10 protein-coding genes are annotated in these 8,337 nt (G+C 65.3%); 5 read left to right on the forward strand and 5 right to left on the reverse strand.

Annotation, left to right across the window (positions count from 1 at the left end; all coding sequences use genetic code 11):
• The 4 genes from Q0L57_RS33675 to Q0L57_RS33690 form a co-directional block, all read right to left on the reverse strand.
• On the reverse strand, positions 1–888 hold an 888-nt coding region (locus tag Q0L57_RS33675), incomplete at its 3' end, for a lipase family protein (protein WP_296747523.1).
• A gap of 148 nt (positions 889–1,036) precedes the next feature.
• Positions 1,037–1,351, reverse strand: a complete 315-nt coding sequence (locus Q0L57_RS33680) for a GYD domain-containing protein (RefSeq protein WP_296747524.1) — start codon at positions 1,349–1,351, stop codon at positions 1,037–1,039.
• 271 nt (positions 1,352–1,622) lie between these two features.
• Complete coding sequence (locus Q0L57_RS33685; RefSeq protein ID WP_296747526.1) at positions 1,623–2,363, reverse strand: sulfotransferase family protein; 741 nt, start codon at positions 2,361–2,363, stop codon at positions 1,623–1,625.
• Between the two features lie 174 nt (positions 2,364–2,537).
• Entirely contained in the window at positions 2,538–2,813 is a 276-nt protein-coding gene (locus Q0L57_RS33690) for a hypothetical protein (RefSeq protein ID WP_296747527.1), read from the reverse strand.
• 265 nt (positions 2,814–3,078) lie between these two features.
• On the opposite strand from Q0L57_RS33690, the gene Q0L57_RS33695 reads away from it, so the two are divergent.
• Entirely contained in the window at positions 3,079–4,248 is a 1,170-nt protein-coding gene (locus Q0L57_RS33695; protein ID WP_296747537.1) for a PLP-dependent aminotransferase family protein, read from the forward strand.
• 192 nt (positions 4,249–4,440) lie between these two features.
• A complete protein-coding gene (locus Q0L57_RS33700; RefSeq protein WP_296747529.1) occupies positions 4,441–4,932 on the forward strand; it encodes a hypothetical protein in 492 nt (163 codons plus the stop codon).
• A 287-nt stretch (positions 4,933–5,219) separates the two neighbouring features.
• Here the strand turns inward: Q0L57_RS33700 and Q0L57_RS33705 are convergent, their stop codons facing one another.
• Positions 5,220–5,531, reverse strand: coding sequence for a hypothetical protein (locus Q0L57_RS33705; RefSeq protein ID WP_296747531.1), 312 nt, complete (start codon positions 5,529–5,531; stop codon positions 5,220–5,222).
• Positions 5,532–5,560: 29 nt separating this feature from the next.
• Here Q0L57_RS33705 and Q0L57_RS33710 point away from each other — a divergent pair, with 29 nt between their 5' ends.
• From Q0L57_RS33710 to Q0L57_RS33720, 3 genes are all read left to right on the forward strand, one after another.
• Positions 5,561–5,734 (forward strand): hypothetical protein, encoded by a 174-nt coding sequence (locus Q0L57_RS33710; RefSeq protein WP_296747533.1) that lies wholly within the window; start codon positions 5,561–5,563, stop codon positions 5,732–5,734.
• Positions 5,724–6,518, forward strand: coding sequence for a hypothetical protein (locus Q0L57_RS33715; RefSeq protein WP_296747534.1), 795 nt, complete (start codon positions 5,724–5,726; stop codon positions 6,516–6,518). The genes Q0L57_RS33710 and Q0L57_RS33715 overlap by 11 nt, the downstream gene beginning before the upstream one ends.
• Positions 6,519–6,708: 190 nt before the next feature.
• Positions 6,709–8,091 carry an FAD-dependent oxidoreductase gene (locus Q0L57_RS33720; protein ID WP_296747536.1) on the forward strand — a complete coding sequence of 461 codons (1,383 nt, stop codon included), beginning with the start codon at positions 6,709–6,711 and terminating at the stop codon, positions 8,089–8,091.
• Positions 8,092–8,337 lie beyond the last annotated feature (246 nt).

Genomic DNA, 8,337 nt, shown 5'->3' on the forward strand with positions numbered 1-8,337 from the left:
GAAGATGCCGCCGGGAAGCAGCAACGTCTCGGCTGCCGAGAACAGCGTTTCCGGGCCGCCCACGCAGCGCCCGGCCATGTCGCTGGCCAGAATGCCCGACAGCGGGCCGAGATAGTCGCCGGCGCGGACGTCCGGATAGGTCCTGGCATAGCCCTCGGCCAGATAGGCCGACACGATCTTGCCGAACATCGTGCCCCGCACGGCCTCGAACAGCGCGGGCAGGTCGGTTGCAGGCGCAAGCGCGGCGATGCCGGCGACGTTGAGGTCCGGCGCGTAGCCCAAGGCGCGCATGCCGGCCCACAGTGCGCTGTTGCCGCCCTGCGAGTGGCCCCAGACCACCACCTTGCCGTTGGCACCAAGGCCCCCGATCTGGCGCGCGGCGCGCGCGGAGTCGAGCACGGCCCGCGCCGCGTCCTCGCCGACCATATAGGCATGGGGAGAGCCGGACGTGCCGAGCCCGGCATAATCGGTCGCCACATAGACCCAGCCCTGGCCGAGCAGGGCGTCGACATCCGGAACGTGGGCGAAGGGGTGCTTGAGCAGCGAGGGCGCGCAACCGGGCACGATGCCTGTCGTGCCGTGCGCCCAGGCGATGACGGGTCGGCCGGCGGCGCCTTCGCGCTTCGACGCCATGACAATGGCGCTCGCCATCGCCGGCGAGTCGTCGCCGCGCGTGGTCGCGTAGAGCACACGCCAGGCCTGCGCATCGTCGGGAACGTCGCGCGTGAACGGCTCCGCGGCGATCAGCGTTCCGGGCGGCGGGATCGGGTCGGGTTGCCTGGCGTAGAAGGCGTCGGGTGTCGCCGGCCGGGCCAGCAGCCACAGACCGGCGACGAGCGCGCAGAAACCCACCAAGACCCATGCCGCGAGCCGCATGAGCGCCTTCACGGGCCGACTCCTGTCGCCCTGTCCGTCCGCGCCGCCATTGGGTTATCTCGAAGCATCGCCGATTGTGGCACGAAATCGGCGATGCCTCACCTACGGAGAAAGCGCGGACGGCACGGACGCATGCGTCGAGCCGGACCGCCCGGGCCGCTCAGCCGGCAGGCTTGAACGCGCCGGCGGCCTTCTTGGCGACAGCGATCACCGCCTTCATATCGAGCTCTTCGAGGATGACGAGGTCCCGCACCGAGCCACTGGCCCGCACCGCGAGCGCAAGGCCCATCCCCGCCGTCTGATCCGGAACCTCGCCATGGACGATGACGTCATATTTGCCGCGCGTGAACATCAGCGCGGTCATCTTGCCGCCGACGCTTTCATAGAGCGTCTTGAGCGCGGCCTCCCGGTCGGAGCCCTGGATCAATCCCTTGGCGGCGTGGGGTTCGTAATTCGCCAACACGGTGACTTTCATGAATATCTCCTCCAGATATCAATGGCCGGCCGCCCGCTCGTCGGGCAACGCGGCGTTCCATTTTCGTCACTGACTTTCGATCTTGTCCCTTGGGCGCCGGGGCAATAATGGCCTGTGGCCGCCCATGACCGGAGCATCGCTCCAGTCCGGATATAATATGCGCTAATTCTAATATAGCGACAATAGAGTTGAAGAGCAGGGCAAGCTGGAAGACGCTTTCAGGGTGCCGGCTTTACAAGCGTGGAGGCAGCCTTTTGCCCAAGAGAACGAATTAACCCAGCCACCACCACAAGACGCCGACCACCACCGCCGCGGCCGCGACGCAGCCAGCCAGCATCATGTAGGAGCCCTTGATGATATCGTTGATGATCTTCTTGACGCTGGCGCGGTCGTTGAGGTTGGGGAAGGGCTCGTTGGGCGGCGGAACGCCAAGGAAATGGCAGAGCGGCGCCCAGCCGTCCGTGACCTTGAACACCAGCAGCTTTTCCGGCGGCACCGCCGCCTTCACCTCGTCGACATAGGCGTTGTAGCGCGCCACCGCCTTATCGCGGTCGTTCATCACGCCCTTGAGCGTGCGGCCCCAGACCAGCTTGCGCGACATGTCGCCGAACTTGCGGCCGAACGGCGTCAGCCATTCCAGCACCTTGAACTGCCAGACATTCTCGGTGAAGTAGATCGTGTCGATGGTGCTGTCGTACCAGGCTTCGGCGCCGCGCGGGTGCAACGTCAGCAACACCTTGGCGTCGGGGTAGGCGGCCATCAGTTCCTGCCACACGCAGCAGCCCGGATTGTCGACGGTCGCGCGATAATTGGCAAAGACCCGGTTCCAGTCGTGCTGGCTGCCGGGCGGGCTGTTCGCCACCTTGCGCCAGAAGTCGAGATGGCCCTTGTTGGCCTTGTTTATGATGACTTCCTGCATGTGGTAGCTTGGAAAGCCGAGCTTGTTGAGCGCGGCGAAGGTAGACCACGTGCCGGTGCGACCGAACCCGGCCCCAATAAGCTCGAGCGTCACTGCCCCTCCCATGGACCGGCTTTCTATTTTCTGGCCGGTCTTGTGGAACGAGGTTGCATCCGCTTGCGCCTTCGCGCAACGGGTTTCTATTTGTAATCGCTAAAATAATGTTGAATCGGCCGATTGACCGGGTGGCGGCCCCCTCTTGGTCCGCCACCCGTCGCGGGAGCTCGATCAGGCGTGGCCGGCCAGCGCGTTCAGCTTGGCGCAGAATTCGGCGTGCGGCTTGCTCATCGCCTTGTCCTGGCACTCCTTCATCATCGCCGTCTGGTGCTTCTTCGACATCTTGGCCCAGACCTTCTTCATGTCGGCATCGGACTTCATGGTCTTCATGGTCTTGTCGGTGAAGAAGGGAGCCATCATCTTCGGCTCGTCGAGTATGCCGGCGAAAGCCGTGCCGGCGATGACCGATGCGGCAAGCAGGCTCAGAAGCGCAGTCTTGGTTTTCATCTGTCTCTCCCATCGTTGCAGCCCCGGGCGGGGCCTTTCATCAGTAGCACCGGTAGTAATTGAATTAGATGCCTCTGATATTCTAGGGCGGTCACGTTTCGGTGAGCGGGCCATGCCGCGTTTGGCCTGCGCACGCTTCGCGACTGGGCTATTCAACTCGCCGGAAAAGCCTGATAATAGGTCAGCCAAGTTGACCTAAATAAAAACACGCCGCGGGAGGTGCGCCTTGACCCTGTTGAACCTTCTGGCCTCGCGCTCCTCGCGCATGAAGGCCTCCGAAATCCGCGAGCTGCTCAAGCTGCTCGACCAGCCCGACATCATCTCCTTCGCCGGCGGGATTCCGGATCCGTCGCTGTTTCCGGCCGAGGCCATCGGCGAAGCCTACCAGGCAGTGCTCGGCGGCGCCGAGGCGGGCGCGGCCCTGCAATACCAGGTCAGCGAAGGCTATCTGCCGCTGCGCAAATGGCTGGCCGGCTACATGGGCACGCTCGGCGTCGCCTGCGACGAGGGCAACATCTTCATCACCTCCGGCTCGCAGCAGGCGCTCGACTATCTCGGCAAGCTGTTCCTGTCGCCGGGCGACACCGCCCTGGTCACCTGGCCGACCTATCTCGGCGCGCTGCAGGCCTTCAACGCCTATGAGCCGCGCTACGACCGGCTCAACATCGCCGGCGGCAACATGACGCCGGAGGCCTATCGCGCCGCGGCCGCCGCTAATGGCGGCAAGGTGAAGTTCGCCTATCTGGTGCCTGACTTCGCCAACCCGACCGGCAACACGCTCGACGCCGCGCAGCGCGCGGCGGTGCTCGACCTCGCCGGCGAGCTCGACATCGCCGTCATCGAGGACGCCGCCTACCGCGCGCTGCGCTATGACGGCGAGGCCGTGCCGCCGATGCTGGCGCTCGACTGCGCCCGTTCCGGCGGCATCGACAAGGCGCGCACCCTCTATTGCGGCTCGTTCTCGAAAATCCTGTCGCCCGGCATGCGCGTCGGCTGGGTCTGCGCGCCGCGCCATGTCGTCGAGAAGCTGGTGCTGATGAAGCAGGCGTCGGACCTGCACAGCCCGTCGATCAACCAGATGGTCATGCACCGCGTCGCCGAAACCATCTTCGACGGCCAGGTGGAAAAGCTGATCGGCGCCTATCGCGGCCGCCGCGACGCGCTGCTTGGCGCGCTCGAAGCCGATATGCCCAAGGGCATTTCCTGGAGCCGGCCCGATGGCGGTATGTTCGTCTGGCTGACGCTGCCCGAAGGCGCCGACGCCACCGAGTTGCTGGCGCGTTCGGTGAAGGAGGCGCGGGTGGCCTTCGTTCCCGGCAACGCCTTCCACGCCGACGGCACCGGCCGCAACACGCTGCGCATGTCCTTCACGCTCGCCAACGACCGCGCGGTGAACGAAGGCGTGCCGAGGCTGGCGAAGCTGCTGCGGGGATAATCTCCCCCTCGAGGGGGGAGATGTCGCCGAAGGCGTCAGAGGGGGCCCGGCGCGCGGAGCGCCAACCTTCTCTTCGAGCCCGCCTATCGGGGTGACGCGGAGCAATTGCGCCAGTTCATTGTTGGCGGCATGTTTGCGTCATTCCGGTTGGCTCCGCGGGAGCGGGATCGGCGGCGCGGGACGGGGCGATGCATGGAGAACTGGTCGCAATTCTATGCCACCATCGGCACGGCGTCCGCGGCGCTGCTCGGTCTGCTCTTCGTCGCCGTATCGGTCAACGCCGCCGCCGCGCTTGGCAAGGATCCGGTGACCCGCCGACTGGCGGAGCAGGCATTCCACAACTACCTCGCCGTCATGATGGTGTCGCTGGTGGCGTTGTTTCCCGGCATTCCGACATCGACTTTCGGGCTTGTCGTGCTGCTTGTCAGCGCGAGCTGGTCTGTATGGGTCGTCGTCCGTTTCTATCAGGCGATCATGCAGTCCACCGGCTCGTCCACATTTGCGGTTCGCCGTCATCTGGCGTCACTGGTCGGCTTCGCGATGTTGCTGGTTTCGGCCTTCCTTATGGCGGTGAAATGGGACGACGAGTTCACGTGGGTCGCGGCATCGACCCTGGTCCTGCTCTTCTCCGCGACCACCGTCTCCTGGGAACTGCTCAGGCGGCTGGCTGATCGCAATCCCTGAGGGTTACTCTTCCTACATGCGAAGGATCGGATGTCGCTTCAACCCACCCATCACCTTCCGCTCGCGAAGGCGTGATTTATGGTGCGCAGGCGTGATTACCGGGCGCGCTGATTCTTCGGCTAATGTTCTTGCAGATCCAACACCCCCTGGATCGACCGGTCGTGGGGTCCCACCTCTGCGATCCATATGAAAGAGCCCCGACGGCCTCCACCGGCGGGGCTTTTTCTTTGGCCGCGCGCCTCCGCCGCATCGACGGATGCGTGACCTGACGCTGTCGCGTGTCGGCGCTATTTGTTGCAGTTCTGCATGTTGGAGGTGGTGGCGCCGCTCGCCGTGTTGTTGTCGGTGTCGTTGCCGGCGGCGTCCTTGCAGCGGTCGTTCATGCCGCTCGGCTGCTGGGTTGAGTTGGTGGTTGTGTTGTCGGTCGTCGGATTCGGAGTGGTTACCGTTCCGCCGCCATTGGCGCCGCCGGACGTACCGCCGGTGCCGGTCGTGACACTGCCCGACCCGCTGGCGCTGCCGCTGGCGGACTGAGCCATTGCGCCCGACGTCGCGAGCGCCAGCGTAAGCACGGAGGCAGCGAGGATTTTCTTCATCATGGGGAAGTCTCCTTGGTTTGCATCGTTGGTTGCAGGTTTCCAACGGAGCGTTCCAAGGGTTGTTCCGGCTGAAAGAATTCGTGATGCTCCTGCATGAGCGCCCCTTTTTGCCCCGCGCCGATGCCGATCCGGCCTTGTCGAAGAAGGCGGGCAGGGATCATATGCGCCGCCACATCCAGGAACGGGAACGTTATGGCCGATGACCTATCGCCCTGCGTGACGCTGCTCATCGGCAGCGCGCCCGACGTCATGCGCTGCGCGCCATGGCCGAAACAGGCCTTTGCCCACATCGTCGCCATCAACAATGCCTGGCGCGTGCGTCCCGACTGGGACGTGCTGGTGCACGCGGGCGATTTCCCGCCCGAACGCATGCCGCCGCCCGAACCGGCGCGGCAGGTGTTCAGCGCTGCCCATTACGTGCCGGCGCAGAACAGTTTCGGCGGCTTCGTCTATGCCGGCGGCACCATGTCGCTGACGGCGGCCTACTGGGCGGTCCACAGCCTGAGGCCCGACGTGCTCGCCTTCCTCGGCTGCGACATGATCTACGACCGGCCGGGCGACACGCATTTCTACGGCGCCGGCCGCGCCGATCCGCTGCGCGACGACGTTACGCTGCAGAGCCTGGAGGCCAAGTCGGCGCGCCTCTTCATCCACGCGCTGAGGCGCGGCACGCTCTGCGTCAACCTGTCGGACCTGCCGCGCAGCCGCCTGGTCTTCCCGAGGCTGTGCTTCGAGCAGGCGCGGGATCTGTCGCCGTCGCGCCTCGCCGGCATGATGGCCGATCTCAGCGCCGGCATCGACTTCGAGGCGGTGGAAGCGGCCGAAAGCCGGGAAGCCGAGCTCGGCTATTTCTACGAACATGGCATGTACTGGAACCACCTCGACGAGATCGACGGCGCCGAGCTTGCCCGCATCGATCGATTGTGGATGGCGGCCGTGAGGGACCTGACGGCTGCGCCCGTCGAGGAATGCGACGCAGCCGAATAGCGCCGATCTCTCCCCGGAGAGGGATTTGGGCGCGGCTCACGCGAACGTGAACATGTGAACCGCTCCGTTTGCCGGCAAAAGCTCGGATTTTAACAAATCGGTTTCGGCCGCCGTAAACGCTGGCGGCTAGGCAATCCGGGTCTGAAAGTCTTGACCAGTATTCTCGACTGGTCCCGGGGGGCAAACCAAGATGAAACCGATTGCTGTACTTGGCGCCGGCATCGCCGGCCTCACCGCCGCGCTCGACCTCAACCGGCGCGGCCTGCCGACCATCGTCTTCGAGGCCGGCAAGGCCGTCGGCGGCATGGCCTCGTCCTTCAAGGACGCCGAGGGCTTCTCCTATGATTTCGGCGCTCATTTCGTCAGCAACCGGCTGGCGGCGGCGCTGGGCTCGGCCGACATCTGCCGTACCGTCAAGCACTACGGCGAGGCGGTGCATCTTAACGGCCGGTCCTATTCCTATCCGTTCGGGCTGATGCTCTCACCGCGCTTCGCGCCGGCCGCGATCGCCGAACGCTACCGCGACCGTCCGGTGGTTTCGGCCGCCGACTGGTTCCGGAAGAAATATGGCGAGGTGCTGGCCGAGGAGGTCGCGATCCCGCTGACGGAGGCCTGGTCCGGAGCGCCGGCCGAAGAGCTGTCGCCCTCGGTCGGCCGGAAGTTCGGGCCGCGCATCCTGAAGTCGCTCTATCTCAACGCCGCCGCCAAGGTCACCAGGCGCGCCGTCTGCAACGGCTATTCGCATGAGATGCCGGAAAGCGCCGATGTCTGGCATGTCTATCCCGAAGGCGGCATGGGCAAGCTGCTGGAGCCGGTGGCGAACGAGGTGCGGCACCTGATCCGCCTGGAATCGCCCGTCGAGAAGATCCTGGTCGAGGACGAGCGGGTGAAAGGGGTGCGCGTCCAGGGCGAGACGATCGAGGTATCGGCCGTGGTCAGCACCGCGCCGGTGCACATCCTGCCGAAGCTCCTGAGCGGCACCCGGGCGCTCGACCACATGGCGGCTTTCCGCTACCGGCCGATGATTTTCGTCAACCTGCGCTTTTCAGGCCGTGGCCATTTGCCGGACACGATGCTGTGGGTGCCCGACCGTTCGCTGCCCTTCTTCCGCATGACCGAGACGCCGATCTCGATGCCGTGGCTGGCGCCGGAGGGCAAGACGCTGATCACCTTCGACATCGGCTGCGAGGTCGGCGACCAGCACTGGACGATGAGCGACGACAAGCTCGCCGAACTCTGTCTCGACGGCATCGCGACGCTTTATCCGCAGCTCAGGCGCAAGTTCCTCAGCGCCGGCGGCGTCATCCGCACGCCGGTTTCCTATCCGGTCTACCTGACGCAATACGAGGAGCAGCGCCAGCGCTTCGCCGAGACGACCGGCGTCGCCGGCCTCTACAGCATCGGCCGCAACGGCGAGTTCGCCCACAGCCTGATGGAGGACGTCTACTGGCGCACGCTGCGCCGCATGGAGGACGTCGCCGCCTATGTCGGCCAGATGCCGCAGGACCTGCCCTTCGCCGACGAGATCGCCCGCCGCATGCGCCCGGCGGCAGGCCAGGTCGCCGCGGCGTAGGGGATGATCTCCCCCCTTGTGGGGGAGATGCCCGGCAGGGCAGAGGGGCGCTGTCCCGCCAGCCTATCGGCAGATGGTTCTGCGGCTCCGCAGACGCTTCGTCATCCTCGGGCTTGACCCGAGGATCCATGCCGTGACGGTTGCCGAAGAGTGCGGCCAATCAGAATTCTGCACCGTTGCAACGCCTCCAGGTAACGGCATGGCAACTGTGTTCATGCGAATGCGGTTTTGTCGCGAATGATGGCA

The organism is Mesorhizobium sp., from assembly GCF_024509055.1.
In the GTDB taxonomy this organism is placed as follows: Bacteria; Pseudomonadota; Alphaproteobacteria; order Rhizobiales; family Rhizobiaceae; genus Mesorhizobium.

What these genes read in the sequence shown, in the direction of transcription:
- Q0L57_RS33705 (WP_296747531.1), bottom strand. Translation starts at nt 5,531, where the DNA reads ATGATGAAGAAAATCCTCGCTGCCTCCGTGCTTACGCTGGCGCTCGCG.
- Q0L57_RS33690 (WP_296747527.1), bottom strand. Translation starts at nt 2,813, where the DNA reads ATGAAAACCAAGACTGCGCTTCTGAGCCTGCTTGCCGCATCGGTCATC.
- Q0L57_RS33720 (WP_296747536.1), top strand. Translation starts at nt 6,709, where the DNA reads ATGAAACCGATTGCTGTACTTGGCGCCGGCATCGCCGGCCTCACCGCC.
- Q0L57_RS33715 (WP_296747534.1), top strand. Translation starts at nt 5,724, where the DNA reads ATGGCCGATGACCTATCGCCCTGCGTGACGCTGCTCATCGGCAGCGCG.
- Q0L57_RS33680 (WP_296747524.1), bottom strand. Translation starts at nt 1,351, where the DNA reads ATGAAAGTCACCGTGTTGGCGAATTACGAACCCCACGCCGCCAAGGGA.
- Q0L57_RS33700 (WP_296747529.1), top strand. Translation starts at nt 4,441, where the DNA reads ATGGAGAACTGGTCGCAATTCTATGCCACCATCGGCACGGCGTCCGCG.
- Q0L57_RS33695 (WP_296747537.1), top strand. Translation starts at nt 3,079, where the DNA reads ATGAAGGCCTCCGAAATCCGCGAGCTGCTCAAGCTGCTCGACCAGCCC.